The organism is Ktedonobacter sp. SOSP1-52 (assembly GCF_016587395.1).
Window position 1 is genome coordinate 2,038,828 of sequence record NZ_BNJH01000002.1, and the last position, 19,541, is coordinate 2,058,368.

Below are 19,541 nucleotides of genomic sequence, written 5' to 3' on the forward strand. Positions count from 1 at the left end.
GCATGACACCTCCAAGGGGCATGTCTCTCCAAAGAGCGATCTTCCTGGCGCACCTCGGGCCTCGCATTACATCTTCTAGAAATCAAAGCAACGCTGCTCATTTCTCTTCTACTGACATCGTGATAAGAAACTAAACTGAGTAGCCGCATTGCAGTGAACAACTACGAATAATGTCGCGTTTGTGACGTAATCGCTCTTTTGCTCGAAGCAGCTCTTGATACAAGTGATCGAGGTCCCGACAACAGAGATTGCCCATCTCGACGCGCTTGAGATACTGCCAGATGCCCTCATCTGGGTTGAGGTCGGGAGCGTAGCCTGGAAGTTGCTCCAAATGCAGTCGTTTGCCCATCTTCGTTTTGAGAAAGGTCTTGATCTCATGGTTGCGATGGATGGGAGAGCCATCCCAGATGATCAGGACCTTGCCGCTGATCTTACGCAACAGCACTTTCAGAAATCCGACCACTGCCTCCGCATCATAGGAGGTCTGGCGCACTTGCATGAAAAGCCGCCCATCCAGGGTAATCCCACTGATCGCGGAGAGGTGATCCCGTGTCAGTTTCACGCGCAGAAGAGGCGTTTGCCTGCGCGGAGCCCAAGTACGAACCGCCATTGGCAGCAGATAGAACCCAGCCTCATCTACCCAGAGGATGGTGTATTTCTCGTTTTCGGCTTTTTTTTAATCGCTGGCCAACGATCTTCATACCACTGCTTGATAGCTTCTTCATTCCGTTGCGTCGCCCGTTCGATTGGCTGTTGAGGACTCCAACCAGCTTCTCGTAACAGTCGTCCGGCGTGATCGGGATGGTAACGGACACCAAAGCTGCGATAGATCACTTCCGCGATCCGCTTCCCTGTCCAGACATCTCCCCGAAATCCATAGGCTTCTGCCCCCTCCACCAACAAGCCAGGAATCTGCGCTTGTTGCTCAATTGACAGTTTTGGCTTCACGCCTTTAGGAGGATGTGCTTTGAGTGCTTCTATGCCGCCTTCTCTTGCTTGTTTCATCCATTGGCTCACGGCTCCCTTACTTACCCCTAGTGCTTTGGCTATATCCTTTTGTTGCCATCCTTGTTGCTTCAGTTTCCATGCTTGTTTGCGTCGTTCTTCTCGCCAATCGGCTTTCTTTGGTGCTCCCATGCTGCCGATTCTATCACAGTTTACTTGCTTCCGTCGACGTCAGTAAGCAAGTCACGAGGCCGCAAGAACGCGCCACCGGGCCACTCTCTCTCTTGAGAGGTCCTGTCGCCACTCTGTGTCTCTGATGCCCTTCCATGTGCTGTCTTTCTCTGTCTTATGACGTTGCAGACATCTACTCCAGGGAATATGAGGCCACCCCAACACCCAACACGTCTATAGGAAAGGATGTAGCTTCGTGACGGACTCACAACACACCGCGACGCTCACGTATACTCAGCTCTTGCGTACCTATCTCGGACCACAATGGCAACGCATGAGTCTTATTATCTTGCTCCTGCTCTCTATCCTTGTATTTCAACTCGTTAATCCCTATATTCTACGCTACTTTATCGATACCACGCTGGGCGGCGGCGACCAGTCTACCCTCTTGCTGGCTGGCCTGCTCTTTGTCGGCCTGGCCCTGCTCAACCAGGGCGCAACGATCCTGGAGACATATGTCAGCGAGAATGTGGCCTGGACGGCGACCAATCGCCTACGCGCCGACCTGGTCGCGCACTGCCTGCGCCTGGATCTCGCCTTTCACAAATCACATACCTCAGGTGAGCTTATTGAGCGCATTGATGGCGATGTAGATGCGCTCTCCACCTTCTTCTCGCGCTCATTTGTGCTGGTCGCCAGCAATATCTTGCTGATTCTGGGCTTGATCCTGATCCTGTTCCAGCAACACTGGTTGGTCGGCTTAGTGATGGGCATATTCGCGCTCCTGGCAACCTATATCCTGCTGCGTATCCGCAATTTCGCGATTCGCTCTGAGACCGAGGATCGCCAGAAGAGCGCCGAGTTTTATGGCTTCATGGGTGAACAGCTCGCGGGCACCAGCGATATACGTGCTAATGGCGCGACGAGCTATGTCCTATGGCGCTTCTATACCCTGCTACGCTCCTGGTACCCGGTCAACCGGCGCGCCGCCTTTATGGGGTTTTCAACCTTTGTGACAACCATCGCTATCTTCGGCATTGGAAATGCCATGGCCTTCGCACTTGGCGCCTACCTCTGGAGCCAGAAATTGATCTCTCCGGGCGCGGTTTACTTTATCTTCTACTGCACCAACCTGTTGAACCAACCCATCGACCAGATCCGGCGTGAGCTCCAAAATCTACAGAAGGCTGGCGCGGGTATCGAGCGCATCCGCCTGCTTCTGCGCACTCAGCCCACGATCACGGACGCGCCTGCACCCCTCTCGCTTCCTTCAGCCCCGCTCGCCGTCTCCTTTACGAGCGTTAGCTTTAGTTACAACGAGCAGGATACGGTGCTACATGACCTCTCTTTCGACTTGGCTCCTGGCAAGATACTCGGCCTGCTGGGACGCACAGGAAGCGGAAAAACGACGACAGCCCGCCTGCTGCTACGCCTCTACGAGGCTCAGAGCGGCGAGATTCGTCTGGGAAATGTTCCAATACATGCGACACGTCTCGCGGACCTGCGCCAGCGTGTCGGAATGGTGACGCAAGATGTGCAGCTCTTCCATGCCAGCGTGCGCGATAACCTGACCTTCTTTAACGCCAGTATTCCCGATAGCCGTATCCTGGAGACGCTAGAGAGCCTGGGCCTGGGCCCATGGTTACGCTCGCTTCCAGAAGGTCTGAATACCGAGCTGGGTTCCGATGGCGAGGGTCTCTCCGCGGGCGAGGCCCAGCTCCTGGCCTTTACACGTATCTTTCTCGCCGATCCCGGTCTGGTGATCCTGGATGAGGCCTCATCCCGTCTGGATCCGGCCACCGAGCAGTTGATTGAGCAGGCCACAAGCAAGCTGCTTGCAGGGCGTACGGCAATTATTATCGCGCATCGCCTGGGGACAATCCAGCGCGCCGACAAGATTATGGTGCTTGAGGATGGACACATCCTTGAGCAGGGAGCACGCATAGACCTGGCCAATGATCCCGACTCTCGTTTCTCCTATCTGCTCAAGACCGGGCTAGAAGAGGTACTGGCATGAGATCTGATATAAAATATAACACGCCTGATGTACCGCCGTTGAAGACCTATCAATATCTCTGGGGCCTGATGCGCTACCGCCCCCAGCTCTATCTGGGCAACGCGCTCATCTGGATTATCCTGCATATGGCACCCCTCCTCCCAGGGCTAATCGCGCAACAATTTTTCAATACATTGGCACGCTCGGGACACCTCAATCGCGAACTCTGGCTGTTGATCGCGACCCTGGTGGCTATCGCCCTTGGGCAGGCTGCGCTCTTTCTCTTTGGCGGGCTCGTCGATAATTTGCATCGCTTCTCGATGTCCAATATTCTGCGACGCAATCTGCTCGCACACATCTTAGAGCGGCCAGGAGCACGGGCGGTCCCCGGCTCTCCCGGCGAGGCCATCAGTCGCTTCCGTGATGACGCCAACCAGGCCGAGAACGCCATTAGCTGGACCCTGGACAGCATCGGCGAAATTCTCTTCGCGCTTGTGGCCGTGATCATTCTCTTGCGCATCAACGCAACAATTACGCTGCTGGTCTTCTTCCCCCTGGCGGGCGTGCTGGCCATTACCCAACTTATGCGCAATCGCCTGAGCAAGTATCGCGTCGCTAGCCGCCAAGCAACTGGAAAGGTGACCAGCGCCATCGGTGAGATCTTCTCCTCGGTGCTGGCCATCCAGGTCGCGGCAGCCGAGCCACATGTTCTGCGCAACTTCGACATGCTCAACGAGCGCAGGCGCGTTGCCATGCTCAAGGATAGCGTGCTGACGCAGATTCTTAGCTCGACCTTTAGTAACATCGTAGGCATTGGTACAGGCCTCATCTTGCTTCTGGCGGCCCAATCCATGCATACGCGTGACCTGGGGGTGGGCGACCTGGCGCTCTTCATCTATTACCTCTCCTTTGTGACGGAGTTTGTGCAGTTCTTTGGCATCTTTCTGGCCTATTACACCCAGACGGGTGTCTCGTTCTCTCGCATGCATACACTCTTACAGGGGACACCAGCCGAACGCCTGGTAGAGCATCACCCTCTCTATCTCACTGGGGACATTCCGCAGCCTTCGATGCTGCCTGAAAGCGAGCGTAACCTGGAGTCGCTTGAGGTGCGTGACCTGAGCTATTGTTATCCTGAAACGGGGCGTGGGATAACTCACATTGACCTGAGCCTGCGCCGTGGCTCACTCACTGTCATCACCGGACGCATCGGCTCGGGCAAGACAACGCTTGTACAGACACTGCTCGGTCTCCTGCCACGCCAGGGCGGGGAAATCTTCTGGAATGGGAAGCTGGTTAGCGAACCTGCGGCCTTCTTTGTACCACCTAGAAGTGCCTATACGCCCCAGGTGCCACGCCTCTTTAGCGCGACCCTACGCGAAAATATCCTGCTGGGACTCGAACCAGAGCCAGCGCGTCTCCAGCAAGCCATTGAGCAGGCCGTGATGGAGCGCGACCTGGATGCGCTTGAGCAGGGCATTGAAACCCTGGTAGGAACACGCGGCGTCAAGCTCTCGGGTGGACAGATCCAGCGCGCCTCGGCGGCACGTATGTTTATACGTGAACCCGCGCTACTGATCTTTGATGATCTCTCCAGCGCCCTGGATGTTGTGACGGAGCAAACGATGTGGGCACGACTGGCAGATCTGCTACAACAGGGTCAGACCACGTGCCTGGTCGTCTCGCATCGGCGAGCCGTGCTCCAGCGCGCCGACTATATCATTGTGCTCAAAGAGGGCGAGATTGCGGCGCAAGGCCCACTCTCTACCCTGCTAGAGAACGCTGAAGAGATGCGCCAGCTCTGGTATGGCGGTCTCGTGGAATAGATGTCTGTGGGGACAAAACGTCAGCGCCGCTGACGTTTTGTCCCCACAGACATCACCTCCAACATACTCCCATGCTCCTATACTTCTTGCCCCACTCCGCATAGACTGTTATAGTGGGAGGAAAACGGTGGAGAAGAGGGAGTTATGTCAGAGTATATCTGGGGTCGCAATCCCATTATGGAGACCCTACAGTCGGTGCGCAAGGTGAAGCGAATCCTGCTCGCAGAGGGAAGTAAACGCGAGGGAGGCACCCTGAACACAATTATTCAGGAGGCCCAAAAACGCCAGATTCCGGTCGAGACGGTGCCACGAGCACGCCTGGACCAGATGAGCAAAGGCGCGGTACACCAGGGCTGCGTGGCTGTTGTCGCCGAGCGCGAATATGCCAGCACCGACGATATTCTGGCGCGTGCCGCAGAGCGTAACGAGCCACCGTTCCTACTCTTGCTCGACTCGATTCAGGATGTCAATAACCTGGGTTCGCTCTTACGCACCGCCGAAGCGGCAGGGGTGCACGGGGTCATTATTCCCGAGCATCGCGCCGCCGAGGTCAACGCAACCGTGGTCAAGACCTCTGCCGGAGCAACCGAGCATATTATGATTGCGCGTGAAACTAATCTCACACGCACCATTGACTATCTCAAACAACAAAATATCTGGGTCGTGGGCCTGGCGGGCGAAGGAGACACACTCTACACGCAGGCCAATCTTACGGGAGCGCTCGCCGTGGTTGTGGGAAATGAGGGCAAAGGCATGGGGCGCCTGGTGCGCGAACACTGCGATGTGCTGATCAAACTGCCTATGCATGGCTATATTAATTCGCTCAATGCAGCCGTAGCGGGCAGCATCACGCTCTACGAGGCGCTCCGCCAGCGCTCGCTCGCCTCTCGCTAAGGGGTCCATCCTACCCATGCTTGCATTTGTTACATGCGTTATATCCATTACGTTCTATCATGTATATCGATGCAATAATTTCAGGAGAGCTTCATCGTGTTTAAGATATTTCTGCAACGCCTCAGCCTGCTAGCGATCTGTGGCCTGTTCGCCCTTAGCCTGGCGGCCTCGCTACAGCCCGCGCTGGCACATGCCGCAGGCCCAGAGGTCAAAATAGCGCAACCAGGAGCGACGAGTTCGATTCTTATTGGGCACCCCGGCACGAAGGTGACGCTCACGGGAACAGGCTTTAAGCCCAATGGCACCGCCAAACTCTTCGCCACTCCGGTAGGCGATCCTAACCAGTGTAAGCCCAACCAGGTTACCGACCACATGAAGGCCTTTGTCCCAGATAGCGCGACCATTGACGCCAGCGGCAGCTTTAATGTTGTCACTACCTGGCCAGAGGCCGCCAATATTCCTTCGGCCCCCTACTTCCTCTGTGTGACTACTCAGGACGAGCAGGCCATCTCCAGCAACAACTTTACCGTTGCTGAGCCGGTTGCGATCAAGGTTACCCCTAAGAATGCGGCCCCTGGCGACAAGATTACGGTCCAGGGCATTGGCTGGCTGCCAGTACAAAATATTACCGTCTCTATTGTTAGCAATGGCTCAGCTATCACCAGCCAGAGCGTGCAGTCCGCGGGTCCAGATGGAATCTTTACCACGACGCTGACCGTCCCGGAGAGCGCTCAGGATGGAAGCTACCAGGTAAGTGTCACCGCACCCAATGAAGATTCAAGCTTTATGAAGGCCAACCAGGCTCTTACCATCGCCGCGGAGCCGACCGCAGCGCCTTCTACCCCCACGCCGACGCCCGGTACCACACCTACAGTCACCGCGACGGCGACCACCAATTCCAGCGGCTCTGGTGGCCCGAATGGTCTGATGATCTTTACCTTCCTGCTGGGAGGCGTAGGCATCGTCCTGGTCGTCGTCGGCGCCATCATGTACTTCTCCTATACCCGTCAGTAGCAAGACACCTCCGCCAGATACGATTCCAAGCAATTGAGGTCTGGCTGTCTCCTGGCGCATTCCATGCGCCAGGAGACAGCCAGACCTCAATATTACTCCTGAAGCTCGCTTCTACGCGTATGCACGAGGAGCAAGACCCCACTACCAACCTCCACCTCGGCCAGGTCATGCGTCAAGACATTGCTAATGCCCCTGGGCGAACCAAAGCGCAGGCAACCATCGCGCAGGGCGTACTGTAAGTTGGTCGTGGTCAGACCCGTCACATCGCCTACCAGGGGGAAGAGCGAGAGCAGGTCGTTACTCGTGCCATGCACCTGGGTCCGTGCTGGGCCATGCACCACCCAGCACACAGAAGGGCCATCGACCAGGCACACAGGTACGCTTGTAATACTGGCCAGGAGCATAATATTTCCGAGGGCGTGTTCCATCCGTTCGCCTCCCCAGCCGCCAAGCAGGGTAATACGCGTCGCGCCATGCTCGAGCGCGAGTTGCAAGGCCAGCTCTGTATCGGTCTCGTCCTTCTCTTCGGCGACGCGCACAAGCTCGCACCCACGTGCGCGTAGCTCTGGCTCAGGAAGAGTGAGCGAGTCGAAATCTCCTACAATGACACGCGGTGTCAGACCATAGTCGAGCGCGGTCTGTGCCCCTTTATCGGCGGCTATCACCAGGTCGGCACTTGCCAGGGCCTCCTGTATACCACTTCCAGGTCTCAAACTTCCCGCGGCAAATACAACAATATGCATACTATTTGCTATACCTTTCGGCTAACTAGTAGCCACATTTTCGCACAATTCGTTATGATAGTTGAACAAGTTCTAGATCCAGATCTATATCTATCCATATAGAGGGTACTCATAACATGTCGATACAGCGCACACCTCAATCCTGGGGTCGCTTCCCACGTGTGAAGCCCAATGCCGTGCTGCCAGTCTACTGGCGTCACGAGGTTCCACAACTCGATACGCTTGAGAAGTCTATCCTGCCTTATGCCTACGGGCGCAGCTATGGTGATAGCTGCCTTAACGAGGGCGGTATCTCGCTTGATGTCAGCAATCTGCGTCACTTCATCTCCTTTGATGAGGAACAGGGCCTCTTACGCTGTGAGGCGGGCGTCTCCCTGGCCGAGGTGCTGGAGCTGGCAGTACCACGTGGTTGGTTCTTGCCTGTGACCCCTGGCACCAAATTCGTCTCAGTTGGTGGCGCGATCGCGAATGATGTGCATGGCAAGAATCACCACAAAGGCGGCACCTTCGGCTGCCATGTCACCCAGTTTGAGTTACTGCGCTCCGATGGCACGCGCCTCATTTGCTCACTCGATCAAAACAGTGAACTCTTCCAGGCCACTATTGGCGGTCTGGGCCTGACGGGCGTCATTCTCTGGGCCGAGTTCCGCCTGAAACGCATCCATAACCCATATATTCAAATGGACAGTATCCGCTTCTCCTCCCTGGACGAATATCGCCAGTTAGCTGAGGAGTCCGACAAAGACTTTGAGTACACGGTCTCCTGGGTGGTCTGCCTGGGCAATGACAAGGAGCTGGGACGCGGACTCTTCTCACGTGGCAACCACGATACGACGCAGTCCATGCCCAGCAATACTCAGGGAAAGCACCTGCCCCTGGCCGTCCCTTTCGATTTTCCCTCCATTACCCTCAACCGCCTGACGATTCGCGCCTTCAACCTGGCGTACTATAATAAGCAGCGCGAGAAGTATGTTCACAAGCTGACGCACTATGATCCATTCTTCTATCCCCTCGACGCCATCCATGCCTGGAACCGCATGTATGGCAAGCGTGGCTTCTTCCAGTACCAGTTTGTCATTCCCTTTGAGGGCGGCTATGAGGCCATGAAGGAAATCATGCAAGAGATCAACCGCTCCGGCGAGGGATCATTCCTGACCGTTCTCAAATCCTTTGGAGATGTCCGCTCGCCTGGCATGCTCTCCTTCCCGCGCCCCGGCCTGACCCTGGCTCTGGACTTCGCCAATCACGGTACACATACCCTGCGCCTCCTCGACCGCCTGGACGCCATGGTTAATGCCGCCGGTGGCCTGATTTATCCTGCTAAGGACGCGCGTATGCATCCCGAAGACTTCCAGCGCTACTTCCCACGCTGGAAAGAGTTCGAGCAGTATATGGACCCACAATTTTCTTCCAGCTTCTGGCGTCGCGTCACACAGCCCGCTGCGCAATAGATAAAGCATACATACTACCAATCTGGAGTTATAAAAAAAGTTATGGCAAAAATCCTTATTGTAGGCGCGACCTCAGCAATTGCCCAGGAGACAGCAAAATGTTTCGCCAAAGATGGTGCTGATCTCTTCCTGGTCGCACGCAGCCCTGAGAAAATGGCCGTTATCGCGGATGACCTCAAGGTGCGTGGCGCCAAAAGTGTCGAGACCTTCGAGTTTGATGCCTCTGACCTTCATCGTCACCAGGAGATGTTCGACGCCGCACGCGCAACCATGGGCGAGCTAGATATGTTCCTCATCGCCCACGGGACGCTCGGCAGCCAGAAGGGCTGCGAAGAGAGCGTGGCAGAGACCCTCAAAGAACTCAACACCAACTTTACCAGCGTCGTCTCACTGCTTACAATTAGCGCCAACTACTTCGAGCGCCGCCACCGGGGTGTGATCGCGGTTATCTCATCTGTCGCGGGTGACCGCGGACGCAAGAGCAACTACGTCTATGGCACCGCCAAGGGCGCGGTCAACCTCTTCTTACAGGGCCTGCGCAACCGCCTGGCCAAATCTGGTGTGACGGTGGTCACGATTAAACCCGGCTTTGTCGATACCCCTATGACCGCTCACCTGCGCAAAGGCTTGCTCTTTGCCAGGGCCAGTGCCGTGGGCGAGGGCGTCTACCAGGCCATGCAGCAGAAGAAGGATATTGTCTATCTTCCCTGGTTCTGGGGCGGCATCATGTTTATAATCAAGGCTATTCCAGAGCGTATCTATAAAAATCTCTCATTAGGTTAGCAGACTTCTCGCGCCTGCGGCGCTCGCCTGGATAGGGAGTGTGGTGGGCCTTGACGGCCTGCGGCCGTCAAGGCCCACCACACTCCCTATCCAGGAATAAGCGGCACTCACCCCGCTCCACACCGCTTACCAGAAAAATTTTATTCATCGGCGTTCGTCAATATACGCATGGAGGAGCCAATGACGCTTGATCCCCAGGTGGCCGCCTATTTGGCGTCTCTGCCAGTTGCAGAACCTGTTACATCTCTCGATGAGATGCGCCGCCAGAACACGTTCTCGGGCATTGTGAGTGGAGGCGAAGCGATTCCCCTGGCCCAGGTACATAACCGCACCATTCCCGGGCCAGCGGGTGAGATACCGGTTCGCATCTATCGCCCCACGCCCGATAATGTCCTGCTGCCAGTCGTGCTCTATTTTCATGGTGGCGGCTGGGTGCTTGGAAATCTCGATACTCATGACAATATTTGCCGCTCACTGGCGAAGCATACCCCCTGCGTGGTGATCGCGGTCGACTATCGCCTGGCACCCGAGCACAAGTATCCCGCAGCGCTTGAGGATGCCGAGGCCGCTCTCTTATGGGTAACCGCAAACGCCCAGGAGCTAGCTATAGACGCCTCACGTATCGCGGTGGCAGGAGATAGCGCTGGAGGAAATATCGCCGCCGCCCTCACGCTCCTGGCACGCGACAGAGGCTATCCACCACTCGCGGTCCAGGCCCTGGTCTATCCCGTGACCGACTATTATACTGGCGATCACGACTCCTACACAACCATTAAAGAGGGATACGGTCTCACCGCAGAGGATATGCGCTGGTACTGGGACCAGTACCTGTCTACACCTGATGAGGGCGAACACCCCTACGCGGCACCTTTGCGCGCTCAGGATCTAAGCCACCTACCGCCCGCGCTGATTCTTGTCGCGGAGTATGATCCCCTGCGCGACGAGGGACAGAAGTACGCGCAACGCCTGCAAGAGGCCGGAGTACCAACCCAATGTATCTACCTGAAGGGTTTGATCCACTCCTTCTTTCGGATGAATGGCGTCTTCCCTCATGCCCTCGAACACCAGCAAAACGTCGCCGCCTGGCTGCACACCCGCTTCGAGGAATAGTTTTTCACATAAGAATGATATGGTTATGCTTGTGGACCTACGGTCCACAAGCATAACCATATCATTCTTATGTGAGCGCCGAAGGCGCGAGAAGTCAACTCTTTCCAGGCAGAAATTCGTTGGTATAAAGCTGCTTAAAGTCCATGCTCTTAATAGGCTTACCAGAAGCATCCTGAATGGCGCCCGCGTTGAGCATAAAGTTGGGGTAGCCCTGCCAGGCCGCGTCATCCTGCACGCCCCACTGGCGCCCAGTATCGGCATAGTGAGCGCTATTAAAGGTTTGGCTATCCATGACAAAGGAGGTATCGGGAAAATTCTCCTTGCCCGCGCCATCAATAAGCATCTGCGCTGTCTCTTTGGGATGCTGGCGCGCATATTCATAGCCTTTGGCGGTCGCGGTCATAAACTTGCGCAGCAGGTCCGGCTCGCTCTTCATCTGCTTTGAACCTGTAATGAAATTTGGCGTGTAGTAGTCGGGAATGCCAAAGTCAGTAATGTAGAAGTAATTGAGCTTCAGTCCTTCGTGCTTCGCCTGGATACCCTCAACCCCCTCAAAGATCCAGACAAAATCAATCTTATGCGATTTCAGCGCCTCCATGGCGTCCACATCAAGTGTGACATTGCGGAACTTGCCCTGGCCACCATCCTTCTGAATCATAGCGCTAACGACCGCGCCCTCATAGGGAGCACCAAAGCCTCCATAGGTCTTGCCATCCAGGTCACGCGGACGCTTGATACCCGAATCTGCCAGGGTCACCAGGGCAGAGGTATTATGCTGCAAGATAGCCGCAATCGACACCACAGGCTGACCCGTGGCGGCATCGGCGACAATCGACTCAGTCGAACTAATACCGACATCCGCCTTGCCCTGGCTCACCAGCGTATCAGGCGAGACGCTGGACGAGTAAGGCAGCACCTTGAGATCAATCCCCTGCTCTTTGTACCAGCCCTGCTGGAGCGCGGCGTAGATGCCGCTGTGGTTCGTATTAGGGGTCCAATCCAGGGCCAGGGTCATCTTCTTCAGGGGCTGCGACCCCGCTGGCGCGCCACTGGCATGTTGCTGCCAGAGGAAAGCGCCTACCACCACCAGAATGACGAGCACAGGGATGCCAAGGCCCGCCACTAAACGCGTTCGTGTGTTCATTGCTCACTCCTTGAGAACTTTGAGAAAAATATAACTAACACTACCTACATGTATTTTGGGCCTGTAGGAGTCCCTGCTACGCCAAAGGCACGTCTCTGGGCCGACTCCTGCCAGGGTAAGACGATACGCTCAACCAGGCTCACCAGAGCGAAGAGTGCCAGGCTCAGCACGGTTGTGATAACGATAGCCGCGAAAACCAGTACGATAGCATGCGCGTTAGCCGAGGTTTGCATAAAGATACCCAGTCCCTGCTCCGCGCCTACGTATTCGCCAATGATGGCTCCGGTCACGCTATAGGTCGCGGCGATGCGCAGGCCTGAGAAGAATGAAGGCATCGCCCCCGGCAAACGCACCAGCCAGAGGATCTGCCAGCGTGAGGCCCGCATGCTGCGTATCAGCCGAACCAGATCAGGATCAACGCTCAACAGGCCATCGGCACAGGCCACCGTGATCGGGAAGAAGCAGTACAGTACCACCAGGATCACCTTGGGTAAGATATCGAAGCCAAACCAGACCAGCAGCAGCGGGGCCAACGCCACCATAGGAATAGTCTGTGAGGCCACCAGCAAGGGATAGAGGGCGCGCCTGAGCCAGGAAGAGAGGTCAATAGCCACCGCGATAGCCACGCCCAGGACCGTGGCGAGTGCCAGGCCCAGCACCGTTTCTAGCATGGTCTGAATAGAATGAGTCAGCAGTACATCGCGCTTATTCTCCAGAGCTTCAAGAATGGCACTGGGTGCGGGGACAAGCGTCACGTCTATCCGGCCCGCACGCACGCCCACTTCCCACAAGAGCAGGAGCGCCACCACCAGCACAAAGGCCGGGCCATATGCCGCGAAGCGCCTCCAACGTCTCTCATTCATCCTTGTTGCTCCTTGAGTAGTAGTTTCACCAGTTCATACTCCAGTTGCAGCGCCTCTGGCTCGGTCAGTTGCTCCTGCCTGCGTGGGTGTGGCAGGTTGATGTCCACCACGCGCAAAACACCAGCCGGACGCGCGCTCAGCACATAGATACGATCAGAGAGGAGGATAGCCTCACGCACATCATGCGTGATAAACAGGACACTCGCATGCACCTCCTGCCAGAGATCGAGCAGCCACATCTGCAAAGAGAGGCGCGTCAGGGCATCCAGCGCGCCCAGCGGCTCATCCAGTAAGAGAAAATCGCGATTGAACAGGACCGTGCGCAAAAGAGCCACGCGCTGCTTCATGCCTCCCGAGAGCGTTGCCGGATAGTGCTGGGCGAACTCGCTCAAACCAAAGTGGGCTAGCAAGGCTCGCGCCTCCTCCTGAGCCTGCTTACGCGGGACGCGTCGCACGTCCAGCCCCAGCATGACGTTCTCCTCGACCGTGCGCCAGGGCAAGAGCAGCGGCTGCTGGAGCATATAGCCGCACTTCCCCGCACGCTTACCCTGGACACCATCTATCGCCACCAGGCCCTGGTCTGGCTCCTCCAATCCGGCAATGATATTGAAGAGGGTGCTCTTGCCGCAGCCACTCGGTCCTATCAGCGTCACAAACTCACCCTTTTTGACCCGCAGGTCCAGGGGTCGCAACACCTCCAGCCGCTGCTTCCCCGCGCTATACCTCTTACTCACACCTTTCACCAGGAGTTTCAGCGGCTCATCTGCCTGTGTAACTGCTTCATCTTCCATAGGCTATATCCACCATCTCCTATGCGCCTGCGGCGCTTGCCTGTGTGGTGGATGGATGTGATAGGTGTGCTGGTAGTCGAAGGCTACCAGCACACCTATCACATCCATCCACCACACAAAAAAACCGTGCTCCCTTGGAGGGAACACGGCTAGCGTCTTGCGATATGGCGGCCATATTGAAATGCTGAAATGCTCTGGCCTCGGCATACCGGTTGCTGCTTCCCTCCGCTGGTATTATCCAGATCAGGTTCTTGTAAGGGTCGACGGCGTCTCAGCCGTCTCTCAGCCACAAAGGCTCCCCTAGCAGTTTTGTCAATTTCTCTTGTTATTTTTGCTGAGTGTACAATTCTTCTTACTGCATAGTATAACACAAATGGCGGTCACTCTGTAGCGGTCCAGGGTGCTCAAGACGCTTAGCGTCTGCGTCGCTCAGGAAGAGAGAATATGAAGAGGGCTGGTAGGCATCTACCTACCAGCCCTCTTCATATTCTCTCTTTGAAGGCAAGCTTACAGAATCGCGTGCTTAGCGCGCAAGCAGGATGCCCGCGGCCGGAGTAGCGACGTTGAGGAAGACCTGCGCCACGAAGGTGATAACGATCAATGCCACCGTAGTTAAGAGCAGGGCTGTGCTCAGGCCCATGGTTGGCACCAGGCGGTCTTCCTTGACGGGCTTGTCAAAGAACATGACCTTGATGATGCGGCCATAGTAGACCAGCGAGACAACACTGTTGAGCAGCGCCACAATCACCAGCCAGGACTGACCCAGGCTCCAGGCGGCGGAGAAGAGGAAGACCTTACTCCAGAAGCCAGCCATGGGCGGGATACCCGCCAGCGAGAGCAGACAGAGGGCCGTCCCCAGGCTCAGCGCAGGTGAACGCTGCCAGAGACCACGGAAGTCCTCGATACGCTCACCACCCGTCAGATTCGCCAGGGCGATGATGCCCGCGAAGGCGCCCAGGTTAGTGATCACATAGACCAGGATGAAGAAGAGGACCGAGCTATTGCCCTCGGGGCGATTGGTTGCGAAGCTACCGATAAAGCCCACCAGGATATAGCCCGCCTGCGCGATGCTCGAATAAGCCATCATGCGCTTGACGTTGCTCTGCACCGCCGCGACGAGGTTACCCAGCGTCATGGTCAGGACGGCAACGATAGAGAACGCGATGACCGACGTTGAGACATCAACCGCGTTGAGGCCACCAAACATGAAGACGCGAATCAGGGCCGCGAAGCCAGCCGCCTTCGAGCCAACCGAGAAGAAGGCCGTAGCGGGCGTTGGCGCACCCTCGTAGATATCTGGCGCCCACATGTGGAACGGCACCGCGGAGATCTTGAAACCAAAGCCAGCCAGAATCAGGATATTGGCGACGATGACGACCATATTGCCCTGAGCAATCTTGGAGAAAGAGGCCGCGATACCAGCCAGGTCGGTTGTACCCGTCAGGCCATACAGCAGCGCGAAACCGTAGAGCAAGATAGCTGAAGACATCGCACCGAGCAGCACATATTTCACTGCCGCCTCGGCAGAGCGCTCATCTTGGCGCAGCATACCCGCCATGACATACAGCGGAATACTGGTCAACTCAAGCGCGATATAGATCGTGATCAGCTCAGTCGTGCTTGCCATGAACATCATGCCGACGGTAGAGAAAAGCAAGAGCGCGTAGAACTCGCCGGTCGCCTTTATATACTTGCCGACATATTCATAGGAGGTGAGCGCCATAATCGCGGCGATCACCAGGAAGATAAGCTTAAAAAAGAGCGCATACTCATCTACGATCAGCATATTGCTGAACGCCTTGTGCGTTCCCGTTTGCGTCAGGGCCAGAGAGATCGTGAATCCCGCTGAGATCAGCAAGCCCACCAGTGAGACCCCGGCGATGACTCTGCGGCTTTTGACAAAAAGGTCGACCGCCATCACCACCAGCGCCATCACCACCAGGCTAAGCTCAGGTGAGAGCAGGTAGAGATCAAAAGGTTGAATTTGCATAAGAACTCCTCGTTTGATCATGGCGGACCCCGCAGAGTCCAGCCACGATCAAGGCGACCTTACTTTATCGTTGCCACAGCCAGCTGCATGATATGGGACAGGCTGGGTGTAATCACATCAATGAGCAGCTTGGGATAGATACCAATGATCACAATCAAGCCAGCGAGCGCAAAGAGCGGAATCATCTCGCGGGGGCTTGCATCGGGCAGCCAATCCCATTTCTTGTTAAATGGACCAAAGAAGACGCGCTTCATCATCCACAGCAGGTAGCCCGCGGTGAAGATCATGGTGAAGACGCTGATAATCGTCACAACGGTCCAGATCTTGAAGCTACTGGTGAAAACCATGTATTCCGCGACAAAGCCAGCCAGGCCAGGCAGGCCCGCCGAAGCCATCGCGGCGAAGACGAAGATCGTGCCCAGAATCGGCATACGCTTCGCCACACCACCAAAGGCCGAGATCTCACGTGTATGCGCCACATCATAGATGACACCGACACAGAAGAAGAGCAGACCAGAGATGATACCATGGCTAAAGAGCTGAACAGTCGCGCCCGTTAGCGCCGCCTGGCGGAAGGCGATATCGCCCGTGCCAGCCGCCGCGGCCACGCCCAGCAGCACAATACCCATGTGGCTAACGCTCGAATACGCGATCAGCTTCTTCATATCTCTCTGCACCAGGCAGATCAGCGCGCCATAGATGATGTTGATGATCGCGATCACCGCCAGCCAGCCCGCGAAGTCATGCACCCCCTGGGGGAAGAGCGTGAGGCAGATGCGAATCAGACCATAGGCACCCATCTTCAGCAGGATACCAGCCAGGATCACACTGACCTCGGTCGGCGCATCGGTGTGCGCGTCTGGAAGCCAGGTATGGAAGGGGAACATCGGAATCTTCACGGCGAAGGCCACGAAGATCAGCAGGAAGACCACCAGTTGCAGGCTCGCGGTCACGCCCAGGAACGGCAGGGCAACCGTGCCCCTCACCATGTGCGTGGGATCAGCGAAGTACGCCATATTGGCGGTCGCCGTCGCGCCAGGAAGGCCTACATTATTGAAGTAGAGTAGCAGGATACCCGCCAGCATAAAGATACTGCCGAAGAAGGTATACAGCAGGAACTTCCAGGCCGAATAGACGCGACCAGGAACCCCGTGCTTCAGTTGCTCGTTACCCCAGACACCAATCAAAAGGAACATCGGCGCCAGCTCAATCTCCCAGAAGAGGAAGAACAGGAAGAAGTCCAGGGCCATAAAGACGCCCATGACGCCACCTTCCAGGAAGAGGATCAGCGCCAGGTAATCTTTGACGCGCGCCTTCTTCCAGCCGCCGATAATCGCCAGCACAGTCAAGAAAGCATTTAGAATCACCAGGGGGAGGCTCAGGCCATCGATCCCCAGGAAGTAATCCACATTGAACTGAATCTTACCTGCCTGGAAACGAATCCAGGGCACATTGACTGAATCCCGCAGGTGCGTTAAATCGCCAAATCCCTGACCACTCGCTTGAATTCGATACCAAGTAGACAGTGTCAGAACAAAAACAGCCACTGCGACCACCAGGGCAGCCCAGCGAGCAGCCTTTGATGGCATAAGGTATACCACAATCGAACCAAGGATTGGTAGCAGGATAATCCAGGTAAGATCACTACCGAAAATTTGTTGTAAAGCCGTCATGATCCTCTATTATCCTCTCGCAAACGTGATCAGGACAAAGGCGAGCACTGCGAGCACTGCCACGCCGCCGAAGAAGCCAACCATGTACGTCTGAACACGGCCCGTCTCGACGCGACGCGCGCCGCGACCGAAGATATTCACCACGCCAGCCACTCCGTTCACAATGCCATCGACCACGTAGGTATCGAAGGCCTGCGCCAGGTAGGAGATGCCCAGAACGGCGTAGCGCACAAACCAGTTGTACAGGTCGTCAATGTAGTAGCGGTTAAAGAGCACGCGATGCACGGTGCGCAGGAAGGCACTTCGCTGCACAAAGGCGTCTATCTTCGCTGGCTCGGTACGGCCATACATTACCAGGGCCGTCGCCAGGCCAGCCAGGGAGACCGCCACACCAACCCAGGTGTCAGCTGATGCAAACATGTGTGGGATATCCAGGCTTGGGGCATCAGGATTCAGGTACTTGAAGAACCCGGTCCAGTAACCAGCTAGCACAGAAGGAATCGTCAGCAGCAGCAGCGGAATGGTCATCGTCAACGGAGACTCGTGGACATGACCCTCGCCGCGATAGGTGCCACCCCACAGGCCAAAGAGCTTGCCATCTGGACCACCGAAGGCCAGGATGAAGGCGCGCAGCATGTAGAAGGCGGTCAGGCCAGCGGTCGCCAGCGTGAGGATATAGGAGAACCAGTCGTGTTGGTCAAAAGCCAGGCCAATGATGGTCTCTTTACTAAAGAAACCCGAGAAGAAGGGGAAACCCGAAATGGCCAGCGTCGCGATTAACCACGTGGCCGCCGTAATCGGCATACGCGTTGCCAGGCCACCCATCAGGCGCGTATCCTGAACCTCGCGGTGCATCGCGTGGTGCAGACCATGCAGCACACTACCGGCACCCAGGAAGAGCAGGGCCTTGAAGAAGGCGTGCGTGAAGAGGTGGAACATACCAGGGCCAGCGCCATACTCGGGACCAGCCACGCCCAGGCCAACGAACATATAGCCCAGCTGGCTAATAGTTGAGAAGGCCAGCACGCGCTTGAAGTCCGACTGCACCAGGGCAATCGTCGCCGCGAAGAAGGCCGTGAAGGCACCAACCCAGGCCACGACATGGAAGGCAATAGGATCTGCGGCCGCGAAGAGCGGGAAGGTACGCGCGACCATGTAGACACCAGCAGCAACCATGGTTGCCGCGTGGATCAGCGCGCTAACAGGGGTAGGACCTTCCATCGCCGAGGGGAGCCAGACGTGCAGCGGGAACTGCGCCGACTTACCGATCGCGCCACAGAAGACCAGGATCATCGCCACTGCCAGCAGGCCCTTATCCATGCTTGCAGTTGAAGCCTGGATCTGGGAGAACTCGAAGGAGCCAGCATGCGCGAAGAGAATCATGATACCGATGATGAAACCCACGTCGCCGACGCGGTTAGTAACAAAGGCTTGCAGCGAAGCACTCGCGGGCGAGGGACGCTGCTCCTCAGGCTTGGCACGTTTATTGATCCAGAAGCCGATGAGCAGATATGAGCTCAGGCCTACCAGCTCCCACCCGGTAAAAATGACCAGGAAGTTGCGGGAGAAGACGATCACCAGCATTGAAAAGGCAAATAGTGACAGGTAGGAGTAGAAGCGAGCATAACCCGCCGAGTTCTCCATATAGCCCTGAGAATAGAACTGCACCAGCAGGGTAACAGTCGTCACTACGACCAGCATCGTCACTGCCAGATTATCAATCTGGAAGGCCACCTGGTATTTCAAATTGCCAAAGGCCACCCAGTCGTACTGGAAGACCGTCAGACTATTACGAAGCGCTTCAGGATGGATGGCCGTGTTAAACAGCAGCACCCAGGAATAAGCACAGGCCAGGGCCATAATCAGGATCGCGGCATAGGCACTTGCCTTGGCCCAGACTGAAAGATGAGGAATTTTGGGGTCTTCATCGTCATCTTCGCCATGTGCATCATGGCCACCATGACTCTCCCCGCCGTGGGCTGCGTCTGCATGCCCATGTTCTCCATGCCCACCTGCGGGCACCTCAGCACGTGGTCGACCCAGGAGATCCAGGACGCGCGTACCGAAGATGATGACCACAAAGGCCAGGAGCGGAGCAAACAGGATCAGCCAGGAATAGGTATACAACGAATCCATACTAATTAACA

At 56.3% G+C, this 19,541-nt stretch carries 16 protein-coding genes and 1 riboswitch; of the genes, 7 read left to right on the top strand and 9 right to left on the bottom strand.

All coding sequences use genetic code 11. From position 1 onward, the window contains the following. Nucleotides 1-130 precede the first annotated feature (130 nt). Nucleotides 131-610 (bottom strand): transposase, encoded by a 480-nt coding sequence (locus JMJ16_RS54575; RefSeq protein WP_236601122.1) that lies wholly within the window; start codon nucleotides 608-610, stop codon nucleotides 131-133. Nucleotides 611-636: 26 nt separating this feature from the next. Further along, on the bottom strand, nucleotides 637-1,137 hold the full coding sequence (locus JMJ16_RS54580) for an IS630 family transposase (RefSeq protein ID WP_236601123.1): 501 nt from the start codon (nucleotides 1,135-1,137) through the stop codon (nucleotides 637-639). 235 nt (nucleotides 1,138-1,372) lie between these two features. On the opposite strand from JMJ16_RS54580, the gene JMJ16_RS24260 reads away from it, so the two are divergent. The 4 genes from JMJ16_RS24260 (at nucleotide 1,373) to JMJ16_RS24275 (ending at nucleotide 6,846) form a co-directional block, all read left to right on the top strand. Further along, nucleotides 1,373-3,133 carry an ABC transporter ATP-binding protein gene (locus tag JMJ16_RS24260; protein WP_201385671.1) on the top strand — a complete coding sequence of 587 codons (1,761 nt, stop codon included), beginning with the start codon at nucleotides 1,373-1,375 and terminating at the stop codon, nucleotides 3,131-3,133. Then, nucleotides 3,130-4,938, top strand: coding sequence for an ABC transporter ATP-binding protein (locus JMJ16_RS24265; RefSeq protein WP_201385672.1), 1,809 nt, complete (start codon nucleotides 3,130-3,132; stop codon nucleotides 4,936-4,938). The genes JMJ16_RS24260 and JMJ16_RS24265 overlap by 4 nt, the downstream gene beginning before the upstream one ends. A 144-nt stretch (nucleotides 4,939-5,082) precedes the next feature. Beyond that, the gene (rlmB, locus tag JMJ16_RS24270) at nucleotides 5,083-5,832 is read left to right on the top strand and encodes a 23S rRNA (guanosine(2251)-2'-O)-methyltransferase RlmB (RefSeq protein ID WP_201385673.1); all 750 of its coding nucleotides are present in this window, start codon (nucleotides 5,083-5,085) and stop codon (nucleotides 5,830-5,832) included. Between the two features lie 96 nt (nucleotides 5,833-5,928). Then, nucleotides 5,929-6,846: a hypothetical protein gene (locus JMJ16_RS24275; RefSeq protein ID WP_201385674.1), complete on the top strand. Its 918-nt coding sequence runs from the start codon at nucleotides 5,929-5,931 to the stop codon at nucleotides 6,844-6,846. Between the two features lie 92 nt (nucleotides 6,847-6,938). On the opposite strand, the gene JMJ16_RS24280 is transcribed toward JMJ16_RS24275, so the two are convergent. Then, nucleotides 6,939-7,589, bottom strand: coding sequence for a thiamine diphosphokinase (locus JMJ16_RS24280; RefSeq protein ID WP_201385676.1), 651 nt, complete (start codon nucleotides 7,587-7,589; stop codon nucleotides 6,939-6,941). A 116-nt stretch (nucleotides 7,590-7,705) separates the two neighbouring features. Between JMJ16_RS24280 and JMJ16_RS24285 the strand changes: the two genes are divergently transcribed. The 3 genes from JMJ16_RS24285 to JMJ16_RS24295 all read left to right on the top strand — a co-directional run bounded on the left by JMJ16_RS24285 (nucleotide 7,706) and on the right by JMJ16_RS24295 (nucleotide 10,933). Beyond that, nucleotides 7,706-9,040: an FAD-binding oxidoreductase gene (locus tag JMJ16_RS24285; RefSeq protein WP_201385678.1), complete on the top strand. Its 1,335-nt coding sequence runs from the start codon at nucleotides 7,706-7,708 to the stop codon at nucleotides 9,038-9,040. 42 nt (nucleotides 9,041-9,082) lie between these two features. Beyond that, a complete protein-coding gene (locus JMJ16_RS24290; RefSeq protein WP_201385679.1) occupies nucleotides 9,083-9,823 on the top strand; it encodes an SDR family oxidoreductase in 741 nt (246 codons plus the stop codon). A gap of 180 nt (nucleotides 9,824-10,003) precedes the next feature. Then, nucleotides 10,004-10,933 carry an alpha/beta hydrolase gene (locus JMJ16_RS24295; RefSeq protein WP_201385681.1) on the top strand — a complete coding sequence of 310 codons (930 nt, stop codon included), beginning with the start codon at nucleotides 10,004-10,006 and terminating at the stop codon, nucleotides 10,931-10,933. A 94-nt stretch (nucleotides 10,934-11,027) separates the two neighbouring features. Here JMJ16_RS24295 and JMJ16_RS24300 read toward each other — a convergent pair whose 3' ends face one another. The 6 genes from JMJ16_RS24300 to nuoL all read right to left on the bottom strand — a co-directional run bounded on the left by JMJ16_RS24300 (nucleotide 11,028) and on the right by nuoL (nucleotide 19,530). Further along, nucleotides 11,028-12,077: an ABC transporter substrate-binding protein gene (locus JMJ16_RS24300; protein ID WP_201385682.1), complete on the bottom strand. Its 1,050-nt coding sequence runs from the start codon at nucleotides 12,075-12,077 to the stop codon at nucleotides 11,028-11,030. 44 nt (nucleotides 12,078-12,121) lie between these two features. Then, entirely contained in the window at nucleotides 12,122-12,940 is an 819-nt protein-coding gene (locus tag JMJ16_RS24305; RefSeq protein WP_201385683.1) for an ABC transporter permease, read from the bottom strand. Further along, nucleotides 12,937-13,731, bottom strand: coding sequence for an ABC transporter ATP-binding protein (locus tag JMJ16_RS24310; RefSeq protein WP_201385685.1), 795 nt, complete (start codon nucleotides 13,729-13,731; stop codon nucleotides 12,937-12,939). Before JMJ16_RS24310 ends, JMJ16_RS24305 begins: the two co-directional genes overlap by 4 nt. 203 nt (nucleotides 13,732-13,934) lie before the next feature. Then, nucleotides 13,935-14,043: riboswitch (TPP riboswitch) on the bottom strand. A gap of 211 nt (nucleotides 14,044-14,254) precedes the next feature. Continuing rightward, complete coding sequence (locus JMJ16_RS24315; protein WP_201385687.1) at nucleotides 14,255-15,721, bottom strand: NADH-quinone oxidoreductase subunit N; 1,467 nt, start codon at nucleotides 15,719-15,721, stop codon at nucleotides 14,255-14,257. Between the two features lie 59 nt (nucleotides 15,722-15,780). After that, entirely contained in the window at nucleotides 15,781-17,394 is a 1,614-nt protein-coding gene (locus JMJ16_RS24320) for a NuoM family protein (protein WP_201385689.1), read from the bottom strand. A 9-nt stretch (nucleotides 17,395-17,403) separates the two neighbouring features. Beyond that, nucleotides 17,404-19,530: an NADH-quinone oxidoreductase subunit L gene (gene nuoL / locus JMJ16_RS24325; RefSeq protein WP_201385691.1), complete on the bottom strand. Its 2,127-nt coding sequence runs from the start codon at nucleotides 19,528-19,530 to the stop codon at nucleotides 17,404-17,406. Between the last annotated feature and the right edge of the window lie 11 nt (nucleotides 19,531-19,541).

Coding starts and splice junctions, on each gene's coding strand:
- JMJ16_RS24265 (WP_201385672.1), top strand. CDS start 3,130: ATGAGATCTGATATAAAATATAACACGCCTGATGTACCGCCGTTGAAG.
- JMJ16_RS54580 (WP_236601123.1), bottom strand. CDS start 1,137: ATGGGAGCACCAAAGAAAGCCGATTGGCGAGAAGAACGACGCAAACAA.
- JMJ16_RS54575 (WP_236601122.1), bottom strand. CDS start 610: ATGGCGGTTCGTACTTGGGCTCCGCGCAGGCAAACGCCTCTTCTGCGC.
- JMJ16_RS24305 (WP_201385683.1), bottom strand. CDS start 12,940: ATGAATGAGAGACGTTGGAGGCGCTTCGCGGCATATGGCCCGGCCTTT.
- JMJ16_RS24300 (WP_201385682.1), bottom strand. CDS start 12,077: ATGAACACACGAACGCGTTTAGTGGCGGGCCTTGGCATCCCTGTGCTC.
- JMJ16_RS24290 (WP_201385679.1), top strand. CDS start 9,083: ATGGCAAAAATCCTTATTGTAGGCGCGACCTCAGCAATTGCCCAGGAG.
- JMJ16_RS24320 (WP_201385689.1), bottom strand. CDS start 17,394: ATGACGGCTTTACAACAAATTTTCGGTAGTGATCTTACCTGGATTATC.
- JMJ16_RS24280 (WP_201385676.1), bottom strand. CDS start 7,589: ATGCATATTGTTGTATTTGCCGCGGGAAGTTTGAGACCTGGAAGTGGT.
- nuoL (WP_201385691.1), bottom strand. CDS start 19,530: ATGGATTCGTTGTATACCTATTCCTGGCTGATCCTGTTTGCTCCGCTC.
- JMJ16_RS24310 (WP_201385685.1), bottom strand. CDS start 13,731: ATGGAAGATGAAGCAGTTACACAGGCAGATGAGCCGCTGAAACTCCTG.
- JMJ16_RS24285 (WP_201385678.1), top strand. CDS start 7,706: ATGTCGATACAGCGCACACCTCAATCCTGGGGTCGCTTCCCACGTGTG.
- JMJ16_RS24295 (WP_201385681.1), top strand. CDS start 10,004: ATGACGCTTGATCCCCAGGTGGCCGCCTATTTGGCGTCTCTGCCAGTT.
- rlmB (WP_201385673.1), top strand. CDS start 5,083: ATGTCAGAGTATATCTGGGGTCGCAATCCCATTATGGAGACCCTACAG.
- JMJ16_RS24315 (WP_201385687.1), bottom strand. CDS start 15,721: ATGCAAATTCAACCTTTTGATCTCTACCTGCTCTCACCTGAGCTTAGC.